Genomic DNA, 20636 nt, shown 5'->3' on the forward strand with positions numbered 1-20636 from the left:
GATTTGCGTAAATACGCCAGCTAGAAAAACTTTTGAGGCACTTACAGAACAACTCAGTTGTCGGCGGCTCTTCTTTCAAGAAGATCGTGATACTTACACTTACAGGCCCAACTCTGTCAAACTCGGATGGTCATCCGGACTGCGTCCCTGTGACCAGTGAAATTTACGCTCGCTCTCTTTGATGGGCATGTCGTTTATGCAGACGCAGCGACGGTGCATCAAACCATCAGCTTCAAATTCCCAGTTTTCATTGCCATAAGAGCGGAACCAGTTACCAGAATCATCGCGCCACTCGCACGGCGATGCGGTTGTCAGTAAAGGCTCATAGCTCTTTGATCAGGCGATAATCCAGCTCTTTTTTCCATTTACGCGTAAGAAAACCTTTAGCTTCTTGACGATTGGTAGCAAGATCGGCGCGGTTACGCCATTTGGTGTCCAGCGCATAGGCAAGAGAGACTTTTTCGGCATCCCGGCTGTTCCAGCCATCTTCAGCGAGTCGAATCGTCTAAATCGCCGGTTCGCGAGTGAAAGGAGGAAGTGGTGGGCGAATTTGGATATTGGGCATAGTAGGGCCTCCTGGGGAAATTAGATAGACCAGTAGGGTTAGCGCCTCTGAAGCTCAGGTCCCTAGAGCGAGACCTGTTTTAGCAACAGTTGCGCAACGTCCCTTGCGCTGTCGGCGGCGCTGTAATCGCCCATCACACGTGACATGGTGATTGCGCCTTCCATCAGTATCAGCAACTGTCTAGCCAAGGCTGACGATTGCTCGATATTCAATTGATCGGTCAGTTCAAGCGTATAATCCAGCAACTTTTGTTTATGAAGCCTGGCGATCTGGCGGATGGGATCAGCGGGGTCGCCAACTTCTCCGGCCGTGTTGATGAATGCACAGCCACGAAACCCATCTGATTCGAACCAACCTTTGAGCACAGTGAACATATTCAGAATGCGATCTTGCGGCGTATCTGCTTTGTCGCATTCAGTTCTGAACCAGTGCATCCAGCGTATATCGCGTGCATTCAACGCCGCTGCTGCCACGTCATCTTTGGTCGCAAAATAGCGATAAATACTTTTCCGGGCTACGCCTGAGGTCTTCACCAGCAGGTCCATGCCTGTGGCATGAATCCCGTTCTGATAGATAAGTTGCTCGGCGGTCGCCAAGATTTTTTCTCGAGTGTCTGTCGGCTTTTTGTTCATGAGCTTAATGTGGAACGATCGTTCTACCAAGTCAAGCGGTGGCTGGAAAAACTTTTTTGATCAATTGGACTTTCAACGTGTCTCGCAAAATCCTCCCCTTTTCAGCAGAGGAATCAGATGATTTTCAGTAAGAGGGGCAAGTTTAATATGATTATACTGGCTCGACTCAAACCAGATCACTTCCTCAATTTCTGCGGCAGGTTCAAAATAAGTTCTATCTGTCGATATGCGAAAAATATCAGCACATACCATATGCCCAGGCTCATTAGCCGCAACATCGGTGAAACTGCCGACCGATACAAGCTCATCAGGTGAAACGATGAAGTTGAGTTCCTCTTTAAGCTCACGCACTAAAGCAGCTTCCGGAAGCTCCCCGGCTTCCGGTTTTCCTCCAGGCTGCATGAAGTAGTGAGTGCCACGTTTCCTCACTAACAGGCAACGTCCTTTAATGTCGGTGATAATCGCCGCTGCAATGTTAATTTTGCCTATTGTGCTCACTGTCTTTCCCTCCGTATGCGGTTTACATTTCATCTTAAATTTTTATGTTCACCATCTCACTAAACAACCAAAGACCATGAACTATAAAAGGATATTATGATAAGCAATTATGTGTGTTATGTAACTTCTTAGATTCACACAGCACAGTACCTGGAGTTTCAGGAAAAGGAGGAGCGTCTATAATCCCTGGCTATGTATATATTCTGGTCAACCCGAGCATGCCGGGGTTGATTAAGATCGGTCGAACGCTACGCGACCCCCGTCTGCGGGCGCGTGAACTTTCCTCGACGGGTATTCCAACGCCGTTTCAAGTGGCCTTCGAGCTGTTTGCCGAACAACATGAAACTCTGGAAGCGAGGATACACTGTGAGTTAGCAGATAATCCAACGAACAGATCTAACCTTCATTACTGCCGCAGATGAGGCATTCTTTCGACCGAAAGATGACATCCGTTCGAATGTGCATAAATTGGTGAATGACTACGATGTGTACTCTATTATCATGACGACAAACCTTTTCCATGATAAAGCACGCCAACGAATAGCGCGTGAGTATGAAGTGGAAAGGCATTTCGCCTAAAGTCAGAAGACAACGCTTATAAACTTACCGATGGTGACTGTTGGGGCGGAATCAGGCAGGGCTGGGGTATGGAAAATTCCAGCGATAAATTCTGTGAGACAGAGGTTTCTGCACTAACACCGATCCTGACCGCACAGTGATCATGAATATAATTCATATTCGATGAAATTAACTCTCTTTCCCTCCTCCCATTACTCTGGCATAAAATATGCAATATTAACTTATTAACAACATAAAAACCACTGAACAAGAAACAAACAAACACATTAAAATCAACAAATTGCTTCAGTTTTCATATCAAAATTTAGGATACAAGAACGCGATGAACAAAGATTTTACATTTACGATTAAGAACAGTTGCTTCGATGAAAATTATAACCCCTCCGAAAATACGCGTATCACGACCAACTTTGCTAACTTGGCCAGGGGAAAGAATCGCCAGGAAAACTTACGTAACACGTTAGTGATGATCGATAATCGTTTCAATACATTGGCATATTGGGATAACCCTAAAGGCGATCGTTACTCTGTCGAACTTGAAATCGTTTCCGTTGAAATTGATATTGAAGGCAATGGCGACACCTTCCCGGCAATTGAAATATTGAAAACAAATATTGTCGATAAAAAAACGAATGAACGCATTGAAGGCATCGTAGGGAATAATTTTTCCTCTTACGTGCGAGATTATGATTTTAGCGTATTACTGCCAGAGCATAATAAGAGTCACCCCGGATTTAGCACGCCAGATAATTTTGGCGATCTGCATGGAAAATTATTCAAATGTTTCACAAATTCAAAATTTTACAAAAACAATTTTAATAAACAACCCGTTATATGCTTAAGTGTTTCAAGTAAAAACACCTATCACCGGACGGGGAATCTGCATCCGGTATTGGGCATCGAATACCAGCAAAATGAACCTTCCTTGACCGACTATTATTTCGAAAAAATGGGATTACAGGCTCGCTACTTTATGCCTGCAAATAGTGTTGCACCTTTGGCTTTTTATTTTTCTGGTGATTTACTGAGCGATTACACGAATCTTGAGCTTATCAGTACGATCAGCACAATGGAGACTTTCCAAAAGATTTATCGACCTGAGATTTACAACGCTAACGCGGCAGCAGGGCAATACTATCAGCCCAACCTGAACCATCAGGATCATTCATTAACAAAAATTGTTTATGACCGGGTAGAACGTAGTCAGTTGGCTATTGAGCAAGGGAAGTTTACTGAAGAGCAATTCATCAAACCCTACAAGAATATTCTTGAACAATGGTCTGCTCACTACGCGCTTTGATTCAACAAAAATATAAGGTCACCTGTTATGAAAAGATTGCTACCCACTTCGACTGCTGGCAGTTTGCCCAAACCGTCCTGGCTCGCAGAGCCGGAGAAACTGTGGTCCCCTTGGAAATTACAAAACGAAGAGTTAATTGACGGGAAAAAAGATGCCCTCAGTTTGTCGCTGTTTGATCAACTGCGTGCAGGCATTGATATAGTCAGCGATGGTGAACAAACGCGCCAACACTTTGTCACGACGTTTATTGAGCACCTTAGCGGCGTGGATTTTGAGAAACGTGAAGTCGTTAAAATTCGTAATCGCTATGATGCAAGCGTACCGACCGTTGTCGGCGCAGTTGCACGTCAAAAACCCGTCTTTGTTGAAGATGCAAAATTCTTACGTCAGCTCACCAAGCAACCGATTAAATGGGCTCTGCCAGGGCCGATGACGATGATCGATACGCTCTATGATAACCACTATAAAAGCCGCGAAAAACTGGCCTGGGAATTCGCTAAAATTCTCAATCAGGAAGCGAGAGAGTTAGAAGCCGCGGGTGTGGATATTATTCAATTTGATGAGCCCGCTTTTAATGTCTTTTTTGATGAGGTGAATGATTGGGGTATCGCCGCGTTAGAAAGAGCAATTGAAGGGCTGAAATGTGAAACAGCGGTACACATCTGCTACGGATATGGCATCAAAGCCAATACCGACTGGAAAAAGACGCTGGGATCAGAGTGGCGGCAATATGAAGAAGCGTTTCCTAAACTGCAAACGTCCAATATCGATATCATCTCGCTGGAATGCCACAACTCGCGTGTTCCCATGGATCTGCTTGAACTGGTTCGCGGTAAAAAAGTGATGGTCGGGGCCATTGACGTGGCAACCAACGCCGTCGAAACACCAGAAGACGTCGCCGAGACGCTGCGAAAAGCACTTCAGTTTGTCGATGCCGACAAGCTCTATCCTTCAACCAACTGTGGCATGGCTCCTTTATCTCGCCGAGTAGCGACAGGCAAACTCAATGCGTTAAGTGCTGGCGCAGAAATCGTCCGAAGAGAACTCTTGGCTAAATAACGTTTTCTCACCGCTGCGAGATAAAATCTAAGCGGTGTAAGAATCCACCTGCGCGATGCAGGTGGATTCGTTTTTGCATTGTTGCTATCAATAGTGGTTATTCATCAAACCATTCAGCAAAAGTGGCTTCATAGGGTTGCTCGTCCGCACTAATATAAACAATTTTATTGTCTGAATGCCCTTTTGATGTTTCTCCATGAGGGGAGTGAAAGAACACGTAATCTTTAATCGTTGCCTGCCATTGCGTGCCATCAGCCGTGTGATAATTGATGATAGTATCTTTATGACCTCCAGCTTTTTTGCCTTGATGCCAATGGAAAAACGCATTGCCATTATCGATAACTTCTGCGAACCAGACGCTGGGATCGTTCCAGGTTTTATAGGCGATATACTTACTTGCTGTTTTAATGGCGGGGTTCACTAAAGACTGGTTAATGAAAACAGGATTCTTATATTTACTCATGATAGTATCCTCTCAGGGTTATTTGTGATGTATATTACTGATGAACAACTTACTATTTAGTTAATATATAAGGAATTATTCTTATATGAAAAACACAAATAATTTACCGATATTTAAAACGAATGCTGTATACCTAACGACAATGTATAATACTTATTATCCATCCCACTCCAATCTCCATCGTAATATGTTGTACTGTCGGCAACTCGCCATTCCATACCACTTTTTGATTCCTCATTCCGGATATAAGCAGCCTCGGCATAGAATTTCGTTTGAGGCAGAATGTAGTAGCCTGCATTTAACACTGCCGAAAAATGCAGTGAGTTTCTTCCCTTAGTCCGAACAGTAAGATCTCGGGCATAATGATTGTCATTACTTTTTGCCTGAACCAGGCTGCTGAATTTAAAAATCCCCCCAATTTCTAGATCTTTATGCCGCCAGGAGCCGATTAGTCCGATATAAGGCATACTGTAACGTTGTCGATACCCAAAGATTTTATCGCTATCGGGGATAGTGAAGATATCGCGTCCCCCTTGCCCATCGTCATAGTCAAAGTAACCGCCATACCCTGACCAGCTAAACGTGGTTTTTTGATAGCCTAGGGTGGCCCCAAATTTGTAATCCGGCGTTTTTATCATCCAGCCGATAAGATTCAGATCAATTTCGTTCGCATAATTCAAGTCGGTCTTTTTGTGGTGGCTCCAGTGAGACCAGCCAGTTTGATTATCATTAACCCAGTCATAATCATCCAACGTTCCATTTCCTGACGTAAGCGTCGTCCAGCCTCGAATTCCTGCCGTCAAATGAGAAAAAAGATCGTAGCTGAGATCGCCTTTCAGGATGACTGCACTATCTATTTTCCAGTCAAGCTCACTGGCTTTTTTTCCTCCATAAGTCGGGTGATAGATAAATTCTTTTGATTCCCCAGCTAAAAATCCTAATGCCAGACTACCTGTTAATGGGTGATTATTAGCCTGCCCCGCAAACGTCACTTCTGCTATCGTGAGCTTAGGTATAACAAGTCCGCTCGTTAGGATAATAAGAGTAAGCGGTATTTTCATTTTCAATTCCCTTAATTATGTTTGTGTGTCTTTGCATACTGATTATTTTTATAATGTGATTATTTTTTAAAAACATCCAAATATCGCATCATTACGCCGATATAACTGGTCACAGAGGAATAGACGAGTAGAGGTAACGTGCAACGTTATTTCTCTACGTTTACGTAAATGATGTTTACGTACTATTCAGATTATTCAAATCTGAACCCTTTTCCATCACCTTTTCTCTGATTTATTGTTCACCCCCCGCAATTAAAATCGGGGAGGGATCACGGTATTAACCAGTGTTTAAACGTAGCTTTATCGTAGAAATCTGTGGGTGATTACTTCGGCTCACCCCCAGAAAAGAAAAGTTAATGATTTGTTTTTAATTAACTTTTTACTTCCCCATGAATAACTTCACCCCCAGTAACGCATTTTTTGTGTAAAAAGGGGGGTGATATCGTTTTTTTATATTTACAGCATGATAAAGATCACGGTAAATACCGAGATACCATAAAAATAATTATTAACACCCTAATCATCGCGTTAACCATTTGGCCTTTTATTATGAATAAATTGTTAAGTTTCATTGCACAGCGAGAAGGTGAAGCAATAAATCTTCATCGGGAATTGGTTCGCCGCCCAGCAATTAATCCTGAGCACGGTGGTGAGGGTGAGGAAACAAAAGCGCGTTGGATAGAAGAATGGCTATATCATAATGGTCTGTGCCGCGTGCAGCGTATGGATGCGTTAGACGTTCAGGCAAACAATAAGCTAAGGCCTAATTTAGTAGCACATTTTCTTCCACCAGAGTGCAAGCACACGCTGTGGCTAGTGACGCATATGGATATTGCCGCACCAGGGCCACTTGAGCACTGGGTGAGCGATCCATTTATATTGCGCGTCGATGGCGACCGACTGTATGGCAGGGGCGTAGAGGATAATAACCAGGGTATTGTTTCCGCTTTATTATTACTGGATGCCGTCAAGCAACTGAAGATAACGCCGCCAATGGGTATTGGAATTATTTTTACCAGCGCGGGTATTACCGACTACACGAAAGGCATCGGACATATCCTGAATAAGACCCCACAGTTATTCCGCACTGACGATCTGATTGTGGTGCCCGATTATGGCAACGAGAACGGCAGCATTATCGAAATTGGCGAAAAACGCAACGCCTGGGTGCGCATTGATGTCAAAGGTCGGGAATATCATGCTGGTTTTAGTGAAGGGCCGAATTGTTTTGAGGCAGCAGCTCGCTTTATTTATCGGTTGAAGCATGTACGTCGTCGCCATGCTTGTCCTGACCCATTTTTCTTCCCGCCCACATCAACGATAACCCCAACGCACTCTGAAACTAATTGTACGGGGCTAAACCACGTTCCTGCCAATTTTGTGTTTTACCTCGATATTCGCCTGATGCCAAACTGTGGGCTTGAGCTGGTGATGGAGGATCTCCAGCAGTTAGCCCGCCTTATTGAAAAACAGGAAAAGGTTTTGTTTACCTTTTCCTACGTGGAGATCACGCCAGATGCCCCCATTACCTCTGGGCATTCGCCAGTAATTCGCATTCTTTCAGACGCCATAGAGAAAGAACTAGGGGTTACACCACGTCTGGTCGGGGTTGGTGGGGTGACAATGGTGTCTGTGATCCGTTCTCTGGGGCTACCTGTGGCGGTATGGGGGATTCAGCAATCCAGTAAGAACCAGATAAATGAAAGTATCAGCCTTAAAGCGCAGTTAGAACAAACCCGCATTTTTGCCCGAATGTTATACGCTTCTCCGCTAAAATTATCCAAGGTGACGGTGTCTCAATCGCTCCCCTGTGAAGGCGCAAAAAATATCACCCCTGCGGAACAGTCGGTCGCTATGTTGGTGGGGCTTGGCATGAATAATGAGAATATAGGTGAACAGCTCAATTTGAGTGTTAATACAATTCGAACACACTTGAAAAATCTATACCGCAAAACGGGAGCACGTAATCGACGCGAGTTGCAGCGTTTGTTTATTTTGAAATGATCTTACCCACGTAAAGGTGGGCACAGCCCTAAATGAGATTCTGGTTTTCAAACGGTTCTAGGTGAAAGCCACCACAAGCACTATCCGACGCCAGCCACCTTTGTAAAACAGCCCCTGAATGCATACAGGGGCCGTCACCGCTTAAGGCTTAGCCGCGGTTCTCTTCAATGTAGCGAGCCAATTCTGCTGGGGTCTTCAGAACGGTAGCGACTTCAGTTGGCGGGATCACACAGCCGTAAACGTCCTGCACTTCCAGCACCAAATCGACCGCCAGAATAGAGTCGAGAATATCGGACTCAATCAGTTCATCATTAAAGCCCACTTTACGGGATAAGATCTTTTCAAACAGCGCGAGTATTTCTTGTTCCATAATTTTTCCTGGGATAATTAAATGGTGCGGGCATGAGTGTCCAGCAGTTTACGGTCAATCTTGCCGTTAGGATTCAGCGGCAACGCGTCTTTGATAATAATTTGGGAAGGCACCATATAGGGCGGAATCACCTTAGAGAGCGAGGTTTTAATCGCTTCTGGTGCTAAGTTCGTCACGCAGAACGCCGCGATACGCAGAACACCACCGCCTGACTTCATCAGCGGCAGAACAACCGCTTCGCTGATATCGGATATCGCCAGCAGGCGGTTTTCAATTTCGTTGATTTCAATACGGTAACCATTGAGTTTGATCTGGCTGTCATTTCGCCCCTGACAGTACAACAACCCGTTCTCATAGCCCAAGTCGCCGGTTCTGTAGCCTCGGAATGCTTCACTTTCCCGATGCAACAATTTCTCAGCGTTCTCCTGCGCGAGCCCAAGGTAGCCACGCATCACGTTTTTCCCCCAAATGATCAGCTCCCCCTCAGCGGTAATTTCCATTCTGGAGTCCGGCATCATCGCACCGACGGGCAGCAGATCGTTTTCGCTGTGCAGGATGTCGTCGGTGATTTCGATAACGGTGGTAGCGACGGTCGCTTCCGTTGGGCCATAGGAATTGAGGATTTTAGCGTGCGGGAAGCGGCGGCGTAGCTGTTTTACTAACGCCTTATTTAACACTTCGCCAATAAATACGAAGACGCTAAGTTCAGGTAAATATTCACTGTTGAACTGAGGAGAAAGCAGCTTCTGATAGGCGAAAGATGGCGTTGAAACCCAGACGGAAACGCCGTTATCTTTCAGGCGATCGAGCCAGTTTTCGGCTGCAATATCCTCTTTTGCATTCAAAACAATGTGCCCTCCGGTTGCCAGGTTCGCCAGCAGCGGGATCAGGGAGAGATCGAAACTGAATACTGCATGGTTCATCAGTACCGGTACATCTGGCAGCGAGAAGTCCTCACGCACCCACTTCATGAAGTGCCACAGACTTTCGCGTCCGATCTGCACCCCTTTTGGTTTCCCAGTACTGCCAGAGGTGAACATGATATAGGCGAGATCCTGTTCGACCAGCGCCTGACCCGCCTCACCCGTCGCAATAAACTGTCTGGTCGCAACATCGTAGTAGTAAGGGGCATTCGCCAGATGGCAAATCTCCTTGAGCCGCTCCTGCGGATAGATACAGTCCACCGGGATATACGGAATGTTATGCAGCAGGCAACTATAGATCGCTACAGCAAATTCCGCCTGCTGATGCCCATATAACACCACCGGCGAACCTGCGGACTGCTGACAATGCTGATAGCGATGCAACCAATCAGTCACAGCGACAGATAGCTGTTGCCAGGTCATTGCTTCATCGCTACCGCTAATCGCCAACTGATTGGGGCTAGCGGGATCGAGTAATGCCGCACGCAGGAAATCTTGTAGTTCATGAAGTTCTGAGTGAAGGTTCATAGAGGAGACATTCCGCTAAAGATGTAGAGGGAGGCCGCAGCGCTTGTCAGCGTCAGAATTCGACCGATGAATACAACAACCGGATGATGTAGACAATTATTCAAAGCCGGACTACGTTTGGCAGACCACTGCAACATGTTATGAACAACGGAAATGGCACCAAACAGCGCGCCGCTAATAACATAGTGTCGTTCAAGCCCGTTCCATGCTCCCATGCAAAACAGGGTGCAGAAAATGCCAATATTCTGCGCCAGTGTTTTATTCTGTCGGAAAAAGTCGAGCTTCATCAGATTCATATAAATCGGCATAAAGACCACGTCCCTCAGCCATTCTGACAGGCTGATGTGGAAACGCCGCCAGAAATCCTGCGGGTTTTTAGCCAGAATGGGCATATTGAAGTTCGCCGGGATAGTCAGGCCAAATAAGCGCCCCGCCCCGATAGCCATATTGCTGTAGCCTGCAAAATCAAAATAGAGATAGGCGCTGTAGGCCAGTGACATCACCACACCAACGCTTAATGTAAACGGGCGCTGGCTCCACGACTCAATAACCAAATTATTGATCAACATGGCGAATAAGAACTTCTGCACAATACCGGTAACAATTTGCTCCATGGCCACTAAAAACTGCTCACGGGTAATAACGAAGACCGGTTTATTAATGTCAGTAAGCCATGTCCGCCAGCGATACATCGGGCCGGCCAGAATAATGAATGGCATAAACAGATAGCAGAAGTAATGCAGGAAACTTTGGCCATCTTTTTTGCTGCGATAAAGCAGAACATCAATGGCGCGGAAGGTCATAAAAGACAGACCAATCATGCCCCAATGGTTGTTAAGGTGTAACTTCACTAAAAACAGCGGGAGCAACGTCAGGCTGACCGCCTGCCAGGTTTTTAACCAGCCTTTCTCTTTTAAGGTGACGAGAATATAAAAGCTCAGGAAAACCGCCACGGGAACAACGTAATCCCCCTGGAAAATATATCCCCAGCCTAACACCGCCAAGACGGAAAAGGCGGATAAATACGTCAGTCGATAACTGAATACGCGATTAACCAGCGCAAACAATAATGCTGATGAAAACAGAAGGAAAAAAAACATTCCGGAGCTGTACATCATTCATCCTTCAGAATTTTTGATATTCAAAATGCACTTTTAAACTCATGCTTTCATCAACAGAGGTCCACGCGACAATGGTTACTGCCAGAAAGAGATAAAGGAAAAAAAGGCGAATGGCGGTTTTCATCATTTAAAACTCTCAGCAATAAATTTATCCATCGCGACCCATGCTGGCTCGGTTGGGTGGAGGCGGTCCCAATTCCAGCCGTTTTGATAAGGCTGAGCATACATATCAAAATAGCGAACCTGATTTTCCTCCAGCATCGACCTGATCTGACTATCGACTGGCTGGAATTTCTCGGAATTCTTAATTGCCCACGGATTGATCGGATCGACAATGACCACAAACTGGGCATCGCGCGCTTTCAACAGTTTGATCGTCGCCGATAACGCCTCCATTTGCGCAGGAATAATTGGCGCGTCATCCCACTCTTCCCGCGCTTGATCGTCTGCAAAAACAGATTTATCCATCCACAGCGTGGCGGCACTTTGCTGGCGAGATTTATTCAGCTCATGAGCCTGAGCCACCTCGTGGTCCCAGTCAGGGTTCACGTTGGTAACGGGTGGATGAGGCCACGGTTGCGCAGACTGAGGGACAATACGTAGCATCGCTAGCCAGTCGCTTTTTATTAGCTCGCAGAAATTAGCAAATTGATAACTCACTTCTTGCCAGATAATTTGCGGGTCCCAGCCATAGACTTTCATTTGGCCGAACGTTAAATGGCTTATCTCTTCTTTATCGATCTGCCGTAAGTAATTGACCAGAAAGGAACGCGTCTGCTCGTCCTTCATCAATGGGTTAAAAACAGATGCTGGGAAATTGTTGGCAAAAATTGCCGGGGGAATACCGTCCGAATAAAAACTATCGGGCGCAAGCAGCAAAACAACTTTACTGTTAGCGTTAAGCTCATCTTTAAAACGTGAAAGCAGTAAAAAGTGCGTGACGCTATCGATATAACTATCGCCATAGGCCACAACCGGGCGATGCAGTTGGTTATTAAAATAATTATAGACCGCATAATGTTCATCTTCAGAAGTAGAAACTTCGGATGCACCGAGAAAGAAAATCGCATTTCCCTGTAAAGCATGAGAAATAGTCGCTATTTTTTCCCTTTGTTCTTTCGGCGTTCCTTCCATAGTGTTAATCAACGGTTGGAATGTTAACGCCGGATCAAAACTTGTCACTAGCGGGTGAACGCTAAGGAACAGGATGGCGAGAGTAGCCATCAGGAGATGTAGACAGAGAGTATTTTTTATTTTCATTATATAAAGTAAGGCTACATGATATTTATTGTTTGAAATTTGTGAATTTTTATCTTCACAGTAAATCGATCCCTGTATTTTTTGGATTATATACCAGGGTTATCTTCGATGATGAGCGTTGCTGTGTAACGGTATGTACAGTGTTTATGTCCGTCACACTAATCAGGTTGGCGACCAAGCAGGAGAAGGATTCCCAGACATCCCTTATTGCTTAGGTCGCCCGAATGTGAGGTAGTAAAGGTTCACTGGCCGGAGTCTCACCGCCCCCAATTTGGACGTGATGGCAGAGGTGATTGAATTCAAAAATCGTTGAGCATTGACTGACAAAAAAGTTAAAAGGAGAGTTTATGAAAAACTACCAGGCCACTATCCATCAGCTATTGATTGCCTCGGTAACGTTGTTGGTTATCGCCTGTTCATCCAGTGCGAAAAAATCCCCCCTAGATGAAACGCCAGAGTGTATGAAGTACCGTTCAATGATGATAGCCCCTTTACCGCCAGCGGAAATGATGAAGTTAAAAAATCAGTGTGAGCAGTCAAGGCGTTAACGTAATAGGGTGTTTTTATCGTGTCGATGATTAAATAAATAATAAAAGATGCCCTAATAAGTAAGGCGAAAAAATAGAAATGATTATTGAAAACGATCGCTACTCGTTTCAATTCCCCACGAGTCCCAAATCGCCGTAAAATGTATAAGACGCCTCATTATTATCAGAGCACATTTTATTTCCTACTCGGTTATAGCGCACACCGCAATTCATGAATGAGATCGCTAACAGCATCCTGCCAACGCGGCTTAATCAAGAGGTTAGCTCTGCGTTACTAACGCGGATAGCGCAGTGCCTCAACAAACAGTGAGAAGGCGGTGGTATGCTGCTTGCGGCTGGGATAATACAGATAGTACCCCGGAAACGGTGGGCACCATTCTGTCAGCACCCGAATCAGGCGTCCGCTGGCAATATTATCCTGCACCGAATCTTCTGGCACGTAGGCCACGCCTAGCCCAATTTGCGCAGCATCGATCCGCTGGCGCAGGCTATTCATCGTCAACTGTCCTTCAACGCACACCTTTATTTCCCGTCCACTTTTTTCAAACTCCCACGCATAGATGCCACCCATTGCCGGCAGACGCATGTTAATACAGCGATGCTGATGTAAATCTTGTGGCGTTGCGGGAGGCGGATTACGCGCAAAATAGTTAGGGGAACCGACCACCGCCATACTCATTTCCGGTGCAATACGCACGGCAATCATGCCTTTTGCTACCTGTTCGCCCAAACGAATACCCGCATCAAAGCGACCGATGGCGATATCCGTCAAAGCGTTATCCATTGTAATGTCGACGTTAATATCGGGGTAATTCGCTAAAAATGGCTTTAACACCGGCCATAATATCGAATCAATCGCGTGCTCCCCCGCCGTGATGCGAATATTCCCCGCAGGCCGCTCGCGCATATCGCTCAGTGCAACCAGTTCACTTTCGATATCCGCAAAACGTGGGCCAAGGCTATGCGCCAGTTTCTCCCCCGCTTCCGTCGGCGCGACACTACGCGTGGTTCGGGTCAACAAACGCACACCGAGGCGTTCTTCGAGACCGCGAATCGAATGGCTCAGCGCCGACTGAGAAAGCCCGAGCTTCGCCGCCGCCTTAGTAAAACTGCGTTCTCTAGCCACCACTAGGAACGAAATGAGGTCATTAACGTTTTCTTTTAACATCAGCGTGTCTCAAAAGTGGTGCTATCAATAGGTATCCATTATACAAGTTCATGAATAATATTGTTCTGCCCCAAAAACAACAAAGACACTCAGAGTGAAACTGAATGGCTTCTTATCCCAGTTCACACCGCGACATGAACTGAAATAACCTGATAGGCGAAATATCACCTTCACCGAAACCTTAATTTAACCTTAAGAAAGCGAAATAATAATAACTATCATTATTATTACCGATATGTAGAATCCATTTTCGACTGCCGCTACATCCCTGCCTGTCTCACTAAAATAATGTGATGCGAGGGGATCACGTAGGCCAGCAATATTCAAACATAACGGGTATTGATAAGGGTAAATACTATGAAGCTTGGTTTTGGATTACTGAGTTCTGCCGTTTTATTGGCTTCCGGCCTGACTTTCGGCACATCGGCAAACGCAGCAGAAAACGATGAAGGGATTGTGATTTACAATGCCCAGCATGAAAACCTGGTGAAATCCTGGGTGGATGGTTTCACCAAAGAAACCGGAATCAAGGTGACGTTACGCAGCGGCAGCGACACCGAATTGGGCAACCAGTTAGTACAGGAAGGGAAATCGTCCCCTGCCGATGTGTTTCTGACAGAAAACTCACCGTCGATGGTGTTGGTCGATAATGCCGATCTCTTTGCTCCGTTGGATAAAGCGACCCTTGCGCAGGTAGCGCCTGACTATCGTCCTTCTCACGGACGCTGGATCGGCATTGCCGCGCGCTCCACCGTATTTGTCTATAATCCAACCAAATTTACCGATGCGCAGTTGCCGACATCCTTAGCCGATCTGGCGAAGCCAGAATGGAAAGGACGTTGGGCGGCATCGCCATCGGGTGCGGATTTTCAAGCCATCGTCAGCGCTTATCTGGAGTTGAAGGGCGAAAAAGCCACGCAAGAGTGGTTGAAAGGCATGAAAGAGAACTTCACTGCCTACAAGGGTAACAGTACGGTAATGAAAGCGGTGAACGCAGGCCAGATTGATAGCGGTGTGATCTATCACTATTACCGTTTTGTCGATCAGGCTAAGACCGGCGAAAACAGTAACAGCACCAAGCTGTACTACTTCAAGCATAAAGATCCGGGCGCGTTCGTCAGTATTTCCGGCGGCGGCGTGCTGGCATCCAGCAAACATGCAAAAGATGCTCAGGCTTTTATCAAATGGATCACGGGCAAACCTGGTCAGGAGATCTTGCGCACCAACGATGCGTTTGAATATGCGGTTGGCGTCAATGCTGCCTCAAACGACAAACTGGTTCCGTTGAAAGATCTGGACGCTCCGAAAGTTGATGCCGCCAAACTCAACAGCAAAAAAGTCGTGGATCTGATGACACAGGCTGGCTTGCTGTAACAGGTAGATTGTAATGATAGTGCCTTCGTCGGGGCATTTTCGCCCTGACGAATCATCATAAGAATGGCCGCTCAACGCGGTTTCATCGTCTAAGAATATCGTCCTGACGAGGCAACTACAGGCAGTATGACAAACGTTAGCTACAGCGAAACCACCACGTTTCCCGAATCCTCTCCCCCATTACGCAAACCCGCCGCGTTGCTTACGATCATCGCTCTGACGTTATCTCTCATGGGGTTTATTCCGTTGGGCTTTGTGATTGGCGTAAGCATTGATACCGGTTGGGAAACGGCTCGTGCCTTGTTATTCCGCCCGCGCGTCGGCGAGCTCCTGACAAATACGGTGCTGCTGGTTGTCCTGACGCTACCGATTTGTACGATTTTGGGCGTGCTGTTGGCCTGGCTGACAGAGCGTACCACCTTACCCGCTCGACGCCTGTGGTCCCTGCTGCTCACTGCGCCACTGGCAATTCCTGCGTTTGTACAAAGCTACGCCTGGATCAGCACCGCCCCCAATCTACATGGCTTACCGGCTGGTGTATTTTTATCCGTCGTCGCCTATTTACCGTTTCTTTATTTACCCTGCGCCGCGACGCTTCGGCGTCTTAATCCTGCGTTGGAAGATGTTGCGGCTACGCTGGGTGTACCTCCGGTTACCGTGTTTTTCCGCGTGGTGTTACCGCAGTTAAAGCTGGCCATCGGCGGCGGATTGCTGCTGATTGCCCTGCATTTACTAGCGGAGTATGGCCTGTTCGCCATGATCCGTTTCGATACCTTTACTACCGCCATTTTCGATCAGTTTCAGTCAACGTTTAATGGCCCAGCCGCCAACATGCTGGCTGGCGTGCTGGCACTGCTGTGCCTGTTTCTATTGTGTGCGGATGCCCGCATACGTGGCGTCACGCGCTATGCGCATGTCGGTTCTGGCGCGCCACAGGTTGTCACTCCGATACGCTTATCACCGCTTTCTCTCTCGCTGGCGCTGCTGTTACTGGCAACGCTGGTGCTACTGACACTCGGCGTACCTTTTATTACGCTGTCTCGCTGGCTGTGGTTTGGCGGCTGGGAAGTGTGGCAGCGGCATGAGTTACTTGATGCATTTCGCCAGACCATGATGCTAGCGCTGAGCGGTGCTGCACTGACGACGCTGGCAGCGATCCCGATGGCCTGGCTGACCATCCGCCACCCTAATCGCCTGTATCGATTTTTGGAAGGATGCAATTACATCACCAGCTCTCTGCCGGGTATCGTTGTCGCGCTGGCGCTGGTAACCACCACAATCCACGTCATCAGGCCGCTCTACCAGACTGAGTTCACCGTGCTGTTGGCTTATCTGCTGATGTTCATGCCACGAGCGCTGGTTAATCTACGTGCGGGTATCGCACAGGCACCGGTAGAGTTAGAACAGGTTGCTGCCAGTCTGGGACGTTCCCCCTTGCAGACGTTAATGACCGTGACTATTCGGCTGGCTGCACCCGGCGTCGCCACAGGGGCAACGCTCGTTTTTCTGGCCATCATCAATGAGCTAACCGCCACGCTGCTGCTGGCACCCAACGGCACGCGCACGCTGGCAACCGGATTTTGGGCGCTAACCAGTGAGATTGACTATCCTGCGGCGGCACCTTACGCGCTGATTCTGATCTTACTGTCGCTACCGTGGACCTGGTTTCTCTACACGCAATCACAAAAAATGGCGGGGCTGTAATCATGTTGGAACTTCATCGCATCAGTAAAAGCTTCAACGGGCGCACCGTGCTGTCTGACATTAATTTAACGTTAGAAAACAGCCGTCGCACGGCGATTGTCGGCCCATCCGGTTCAGGCAAAACCACCCTGCTACGCCTGATCGCCGGGTTCGACAAACCGGATACTGGCGTCATTACGCTAAACCGCCAAACGCTCTGCGATAACGGACTCTCCGTCCCTGCCCATCAGCGCGGAATCGGCTATGTCCCACAGGACGGCGCGCTGTTTCCGCATCTCTGCATCGCGGACAACATCGCTTTTGGGCTAAAAGGTACGAAGGCAGAGAAACAAAAACGGGTGGATGAGCTGATGGCACTGGTTTCCCTTCCTGCACATTTACAGAAGCACTCGCCGCATGAAATATCCGGTGGTCAACAACAGCGTGTTGCACTGGCTCGCGCACTGGCGCAACGCCCTGCGTTGATGCTGCTGGATGAACCGTTTTCCGCTCTGGACACTGGCCTACGTGCCGCCACCCGTAAAGCGGTAATGGACGTATTACAGCAGGCTAACGTGGCTTCGATTCTGGTGACCCACGATCAGGGAGAAGCGCTATCTTTTGCCGACCAGGTGGTCGTCATGCGTGATGGACAACTGTCGCAATCAGGCTCGCCGTGGGCGCTCTACCATCAGCCCAACAATGAGGACATCGCCACCTTCCTCGGTGAAACGCTAATCCTCGACGCGCAGATTGATGACGGTCAGGCTGACTGTCTGCTTGGGCACATCGCGGTGGGCCGCCCAACGGCAAACGGTCGAGCAAGAATCATGCTCAGGCCGGAGCAGATAACGATTCAGGATACCGGGATAGCGAACACAGCACACATTCGTGCCACCATTCGTAAAGTTGATTTTTCCGGTTTCGTTTCCACGCTAACGCTGGACGTTCACAACGCAGAAGCTGATGTCATTGAACTGAAAACCGTCAGTCACGCTGCTTTCACCGTCGGCCAACAGGTTAGCCTGAGCGTGAACGGTGCCGCACACGTTTTCAGTCAATAATTTCTCTCGCTGGAAGCAAGCACAGGCGGTTTACTTCGTCGCCTGTGTGTTGCGGTTAATCAGCCAAACCCCAAGAAGAATAACCAGAACACCGAAGTTTTTACGCAGGCTCATCGGTTCGTTCAGCCACGGCAGAAAAACCGCGGCAAGGTAGACCACCGCATAGCTCAAACTAATCAGCGGGTAAGCACGGCTGAGCGGCAAATAGCGTAGCACCACGAACCAGCACACCATCGACAGACCGTAGCAAACAATCCCGACCAGCACCGCCACGGCAGGCCAGCCCACCGGTAACGTGCTGAGCGACGACCAGTGCGCCATGGAAATGATCGGCAGCGCCAGCATGCCGCTTTTCATTAATACCTGTGCAGCGCTGGCAAGCACAATGCTGACAAGCGCCCAGACATAGCCCCTTTTCGCCATCATCCCCCCTGCATCAAATAGATACCGATGACAATCAGCGCAATACCGCACCAGTGAGACTTACCTACGCGTTCGCCAAACCCATAGTGCGCCAGCAGCGTGATCAGAATAAAATTGATGCTCAGCAGCGGGTACGCCACGCCGAGCGGGAGACGCTGCAACACCAAAAGCCACAGCAGCAGCCCAATACCCAGCAGCGCTGCCGCCAATATCAGCCACCCAAGCGCCGCCCGTTGCTGTTGAGCCACGGGTAAACGTCGCCAGCACTCCGCCGCCTGTTTCTGACACAGTTGCCCTAAGCTGGTCAGCAGGCAAACGACGGCAACCAATAGATAACTCATGGCGTTACCTGCTTATAAAACAGCAGCACGTAGCGGTGGGATTTTCTCAACTGATTAGGGACGGGCAGATTGCGATACTCGGCATCACTGTCTCTGTCGGTCTTCAGCACCAGCACAACATTCCCACTACGCCGTTTATCGGCAAGCCAGGCAGGGAAAGCCTCCTCATCCACAAAGCGATCCGCAGCACCTGCATAGCTCAGCCCATAGTTCAATTCGCCACGTGCTTTGAATAAGGTGATATCGCTGCGCTTCAGTTCCCATGCCAGTCCCGCGGCCAGACCAACCTCGTCGCTCAGCACATAGCGGCTGTCTTCCAGCAACGGCTGATGGCTACGAATAAAGGTTTGGGGGTTCTTGGAATCCACCACACTCGTCGGAATGCTTCCGCCAACGAGCAGCGCCAGAAAGAGCGGACAGCCCGCCACCAGATAGCCCCATGTCCGTTGTTTTCTCAAGCTGACAACGGCAAAAGCGATCCAGCCGATAAAACAGACGATCCCCGATACGATGGTCAGCCCTTCTCCCGGTTGATAGAAATGCGGCATGACGATGCCAAGGCCAAGCATAGCAACCGCAAGCCCCAGCACGCTGCCAAAAGCAATATTGAGCCAGCTATTGATGCGCAACAGACGCTTGCGCACTTCGGGTGCCAACTCGGAAATCCACGCCGCCATCAGCAGCGCCAGTGGTGCAAAGCACGGCAGAATGTAGGTCAGCAGCTTGCCTTTGGCGATGCTGAAAAACAGCAGCGGCATTACCACCCAACACAGCAAGAAGAACCGCTCTGGGTTCACTTTCCGTTCAGTCCAGCCACTGCGTAACGCCCCCGGCAACAGCGCGAACCAAGGAAATGTCCCCACAATCAGAACCGGCAGGTAATACCAGAACGGTGCCTTATGTTGCGCATCGTCTTCAGCAAAGCGCTGGATATGCTCAACCCAAAAAAAGTAATGCCAGTAATCAGCCTCGCGTTCGTGCACCGCCAGCGCCCACGGTGCGCTCAGCAATACTGCGACGACAATCGCCAGCGGCCCGAACAGCAGCAGTTCCTTGATTCGCTTTTGCGCCAGCGCCACGGGCAGCACGCTGATCACCGGCAACGCCAGCGCCAGAAAGCCTTTGGTCATAAATCCCATACCGCAGGCTAGCCCCATCAATCCCCAGGCCAACAGCCGTTCACGCGTCAGTTTTGCCCGCAAAATCAGCGCATGACTGAACAGCGCCGCCGTCATCCAGAGCGTCACCATCGGATCGAGCACGCTGTAAGTGCCGATGCCATACACAAGCAGTGACGTAAGATAGATCGTCGCCGCCAACAGCGCGGTGCGCTGGTTTTTCCACAACAGCATCGCCAGCCAAAACACCAGCAGCGCACTCAGCGCGGTAGAAAAAACCGAGGCAAAACGCACGGAAAAATTGGTATGACCCAATAGCCATTGGCTCATGTTATTCAGCCAATAGCCCGCGACAGGTTTCTCAAAATAGCGGATACCCAACAAATGCGGCACAATCCAATCACCGCGCTGAAGCATCTCACGACTGATTTCGGCATAACGTGTTTCATCCGGCGACCACAGCCAACGGCCATTAAGCGGCAGCAGGTAGAGCAAAGCAAACAGCACCACTATCACAGTACTTTTCAGCTTGAACATGCCTTTTCCCATACGAT

Annotated in this window: 20 protein-coding genes and 1 pseudogene; 8 read left to right on the plus strand and 13 right to left on the minus strand. The window is 48.3% G+C overall.

What is annotated here, in order from left to right; genetic code table 11:
• Positions 1–99 precede the first annotated feature (99 nt).
• From A8F97_RS23235 to A8F97_RS12030, 3 genes and pseudogenes are all read right to left on the minus strand, one after another.
• Positions 100–502: pseudogene (locus A8F97_RS23235) on the minus strand (DUF1348 family protein).
• A 125-nt stretch (positions 503–627) separates the two neighbouring features.
• Complete coding sequence (locus A8F97_RS12025; RefSeq protein ID WP_014699063.1) at positions 628–1197, minus strand: TetR/AcrR family transcriptional regulator; 570 nt, start codon at positions 1195–1197, stop codon at positions 628–630.
• 72 nt (positions 1198–1269) lie between these two features.
• A complete protein-coding gene (locus A8F97_RS12030) occupies positions 1270–1686 on the minus strand; it encodes an NUDIX hydrolase (RefSeq protein ID WP_095522170.1) in 417 nt (138 codons plus the stop codon).
• Between the two features lie 227 nt (positions 1687–1913).
• On the opposite strand from A8F97_RS12030, the gene A8F97_RS23240 reads away from it, so the two are divergent.
• The 3 genes from A8F97_RS23240 (at position 1914) to A8F97_RS12040 (ending at position 4633) form a co-directional block, all read left to right on the plus strand.
• Positions 1914–2117 (plus strand): GIY-YIG nuclease family protein, encoded by a 204-nt coding sequence (locus tag A8F97_RS23240; protein WP_232487872.1) that lies wholly within the window; start codon positions 1914–1916, stop codon positions 2115–2117.
• Positions 2118–2596: 479 nt separating this feature from the next.
• Positions 2597–3574, plus strand: a complete 978-nt coding sequence (locus A8F97_RS12035) for a DUF1852 domain-containing protein (RefSeq protein ID WP_014699061.1) — start codon at positions 2597–2599, stop codon at positions 3572–3574.
• Between the two features lie 27 nt (positions 3575–3601).
• Complete coding sequence (locus tag A8F97_RS12040) at positions 3602–4633, plus strand: methionine synthase (RefSeq protein ID WP_014699060.1); 1032 nt, start codon at positions 3602–3604, stop codon at positions 4631–4633.
• 97 nt (positions 4634–4730) lie between these two features.
• On the opposite strand, the gene A8F97_RS12045 is transcribed toward A8F97_RS12040, so the two are convergent.
• Both A8F97_RS12045 and A8F97_RS12050 read right to left on the minus strand, forming a co-directional pair.
• The gene (locus A8F97_RS12045; RefSeq protein ID WP_014699059.1) at positions 4731–5096 is read right to left on the minus strand and encodes a DUF4751 family protein; all 366 of its coding nucleotides are present in this window, start codon (positions 5094–5096) and stop codon (positions 4731–4733) included.
• Between the two features lie 113 nt (positions 5097–5209).
• Positions 5210–6157 carry an omptin family outer membrane protease gene (locus A8F97_RS12050; RefSeq protein ID WP_014699058.1) on the minus strand — a complete coding sequence of 316 codons (948 nt, stop codon included), beginning with the start codon at positions 6155–6157 and terminating at the stop codon, positions 5210–5212.
• 549 nt (positions 6158–6706) lie between these two features.
• Here A8F97_RS12050 and A8F97_RS12055 point away from each other — a divergent pair.
• Complete coding sequence (locus A8F97_RS12055) at positions 6707–8161, plus strand: M20 family metallo-hydrolase (protein WP_127087862.1); 1455 nt, start codon at positions 6707–6709, stop codon at positions 8159–8161.
• Positions 8162–8309: 148 nt separating this feature from the next.
• Here the strand turns inward: A8F97_RS12055 and A8F97_RS12060 are convergent, their stop codons facing one another.
• The 4 genes from A8F97_RS12060 to A8F97_RS12075 form a co-directional block, all read right to left on the minus strand.
• Positions 8310–8531, minus strand: a complete 222-nt coding sequence (locus tag A8F97_RS12060) for an acyl carrier protein (RefSeq protein ID WP_005970017.1) — start codon at positions 8529–8531, stop codon at positions 8310–8312.
• 17 nt (positions 8532–8548) lie between these two features.
• Positions 8549–9982, minus strand: a complete 1434-nt coding sequence (locus tag A8F97_RS12065; protein WP_033071066.1) for an AMP-binding protein — start codon at positions 9980–9982, stop codon at positions 8549–8551.
• Positions 9979–11097, minus strand: coding sequence for a membrane-bound O-acyltransferase family protein (locus A8F97_RS12070; RefSeq protein WP_014699055.1), 1119 nt, complete (start codon positions 11095–11097; stop codon positions 9979–9981). The genes A8F97_RS12065 and A8F97_RS12070 overlap by 4 nt, the downstream gene beginning before the upstream one ends.
• A gap of 129 nt (positions 11098–11226) precedes the next feature.
• The gene (locus A8F97_RS12075; protein ID WP_033071065.1) at positions 11227–12363 is read right to left on the minus strand and encodes a D-alanyl-lipoteichoic acid biosynthesis protein DltD; all 1137 of its coding nucleotides are present in this window, start codon (positions 12361–12363) and stop codon (positions 11227–11229) included.
• 347 nt (positions 12364–12710) lie between these two features.
• Between A8F97_RS12075 and A8F97_RS12080 the strand changes: the two genes are divergently transcribed.
• Entirely contained in the window at positions 12711–12911 is a 201-nt protein-coding gene (locus A8F97_RS12080) for a hypothetical protein (RefSeq protein WP_014699053.1), read from the plus strand.
• 274 nt (positions 12912–13185) lie between these two features.
• Here A8F97_RS12080 and A8F97_RS12085 read toward each other — a convergent pair whose 3' ends face one another.
• Positions 13186–14079 carry a LysR family transcriptional regulator gene (locus A8F97_RS12085; RefSeq protein WP_015729913.1) on the minus strand — a complete coding sequence of 298 codons (894 nt, stop codon included), beginning with the start codon at positions 14077–14079 and terminating at the stop codon, positions 13186–13188.
• Between the two features lie 357 nt (positions 14080–14436).
• Here A8F97_RS12085 and A8F97_RS12090 point away from each other — a divergent pair, with 357 nt between their 5' ends.
• From A8F97_RS12090 to A8F97_RS12100, 3 genes are all read left to right on the plus strand, one after another.
• The gene (locus A8F97_RS12090) at positions 14437–15453 is read left to right on the plus strand and encodes an iron ABC transporter substrate-binding protein (RefSeq protein ID WP_033071064.1); all 1017 of its coding nucleotides are present in this window, start codon (positions 14437–14439) and stop codon (positions 15451–15453) included.
• A gap of 126 nt (positions 15454–15579) precedes the next feature.
• Complete coding sequence (locus A8F97_RS12095; RefSeq protein WP_014699050.1) at positions 15580–17157, plus strand: ABC transporter permease; 1578 nt, start codon at positions 15580–15582, stop codon at positions 17155–17157.
• A 2-nt stretch (positions 17158–17159) separates the two neighbouring features.
• Positions 17160–18200: an ABC transporter ATP-binding protein gene (locus A8F97_RS12100; protein WP_015729910.1), complete on the plus strand. Its 1041-nt coding sequence runs from the start codon at positions 17160–17162 to the stop codon at positions 18198–18200.
• 30 nt (positions 18201–18230) lie between these two features.
• Here the strand turns inward: A8F97_RS12100 and arnF are convergent, their stop codons facing one another.
• Genes arnF through arnT form a run of 3 tightly spaced genes read right to left on the minus strand, consistent with a single transcriptional unit; the run spans position 18231 to position 20631 of the window.
• A complete protein-coding gene (arnF, locus tag A8F97_RS12105; RefSeq protein ID WP_025919179.1) occupies positions 18231–18623 on the minus strand; it encodes a 4-amino-4-deoxy-L-arabinose-phosphoundecaprenol flippase subunit ArnF in 393 nt (130 codons plus the stop codon).
• The gene (gene arnE / locus A8F97_RS12110) at positions 18623–18964 is read right to left on the minus strand and encodes a 4-amino-4-deoxy-L-arabinose-phosphoundecaprenol flippase subunit ArnE (protein ID WP_014699047.1); all 342 of its coding nucleotides are present in this window, start codon (positions 18962–18964) and stop codon (positions 18623–18625) included. The genes arnF and arnE overlap by 1 nt, the downstream gene beginning before the upstream one ends.
• A complete protein-coding gene (gene arnT / locus A8F97_RS12115; protein WP_033071063.1) occupies positions 18961–20631 on the minus strand; it encodes a lipid IV(A) 4-amino-4-deoxy-L-arabinosyltransferase in 1671 nt (556 codons plus the stop codon). Before arnT ends, arnE begins: the two co-directional genes overlap by 4 nt.
• Positions 20632–20636: the final 5 nt, after the last annotated feature.

Origin of the sequence: Pectobacterium parmentieri (assembly GCF_001742145.1) — a bacterium.
Taxonomy (GTDB): Bacteria; Pseudomonadota; Gammaproteobacteria; order Enterobacterales; family Enterobacteriaceae; genus Pectobacterium; species Pectobacterium parmentieri.

Coding starts and splice junctions, on each gene's coding strand:
- A8F97_RS12025 (WP_014699063.1), bottom strand. CDS start 1,197: ATGAACAAAAAGCCGACAGACACTCGAGAAAAAATCTTGGCGACCGCC.
- A8F97_RS23240 (WP_232487872.1), top strand. CDS start 1,914: ATGCCGGGGTTGATTAAGATCGGTCGAACGCTACGCGACCCCCGTCTG.
- A8F97_RS12035 (WP_014699061.1), top strand. CDS start 2,597: ATGAACAAAGATTTTACATTTACGATTAAGAACAGTTGCTTCGATGAA.
- A8F97_RS12040 (WP_014699060.1), top strand. CDS start 3,602: ATGAAAAGATTGCTACCCACTTCGACTGCTGGCAGTTTGCCCAAACCG.
- A8F97_RS12045 (WP_014699059.1), bottom strand. CDS start 5,096: ATGAGTAAATATAAGAATCCTGTTTTCATTAACCAGTCTTTAGTGAAC.
- A8F97_RS12050 (WP_014699058.1), bottom strand. CDS start 6,157: ATGAAAATACCGCTTACTCTTATTATCCTAACGAGCGGACTTGTTATA.
- A8F97_RS12055 (WP_127087862.1), top strand. CDS start 6,707: ATGAATAAATTGTTAAGTTTCATTGCACAGCGAGAAGGTGAAGCAATA.
- A8F97_RS12060 (WP_005970017.1), bottom strand. CDS start 8,531: ATGGAACAAGAAATACTCGCGCTGTTTGAAAAGATCTTATCCCGTAAA.
- A8F97_RS12065 (WP_033071066.1), bottom strand. CDS start 9,982: ATGAACCTTCACTCAGAACTTCATGAACTACAAGATTTCCTGCGTGCG.
- A8F97_RS12070 (WP_014699055.1), bottom strand. CDS start 11,097: ATGTACAGCTCCGGAATGTTTTTTTTCCTTCTGTTTTCATCAGCATTA.
- A8F97_RS12075 (WP_033071065.1), bottom strand. CDS start 12,363: ATGAAAATAAAAAATACTCTCTGTCTACATCTCCTGATGGCTACTCTC.
- A8F97_RS12080 (WP_014699053.1), top strand. CDS start 12,711: ATGAAAAACTACCAGGCCACTATCCATCAGCTATTGATTGCCTCGGTA.
- A8F97_RS12085 (WP_015729913.1), bottom strand. CDS start 14,079: ATGTTAAAAGAAAACGTTAATGACCTCATTTCGTTCCTAGTGGTGGCT.
- A8F97_RS12090 (WP_033071064.1), top strand. CDS start 14,437: ATGAAGCTTGGTTTTGGATTACTGAGTTCTGCCGTTTTATTGGCTTCC.
- A8F97_RS12095 (WP_014699050.1), top strand. CDS start 15,580: ATGACAAACGTTAGCTACAGCGAAACCACCACGTTTCCCGAATCCTCT.
- A8F97_RS12100 (WP_015729910.1), top strand. CDS start 17,160: ATGTTGGAACTTCATCGCATCAGTAAAAGCTTCAACGGGCGCACCGTG.
- arnF (WP_025919179.1), bottom strand. CDS start 18,623: ATGGCGAAAAGGGGCTATGTCTGGGCGCTTGTCAGCATTGTGCTTGCC.
- arnE (WP_014699047.1), bottom strand. CDS start 18,964: ATGAGTTATCTATTGGTTGCCGTCGTTTGCCTGCTGACCAGCTTAGGG.
- arnT (WP_033071063.1), bottom strand. CDS start 20,631: ATGGGAAAAGGCATGTTCAAGCTGAAAAGTACTGTGATAGTGGTGCTG.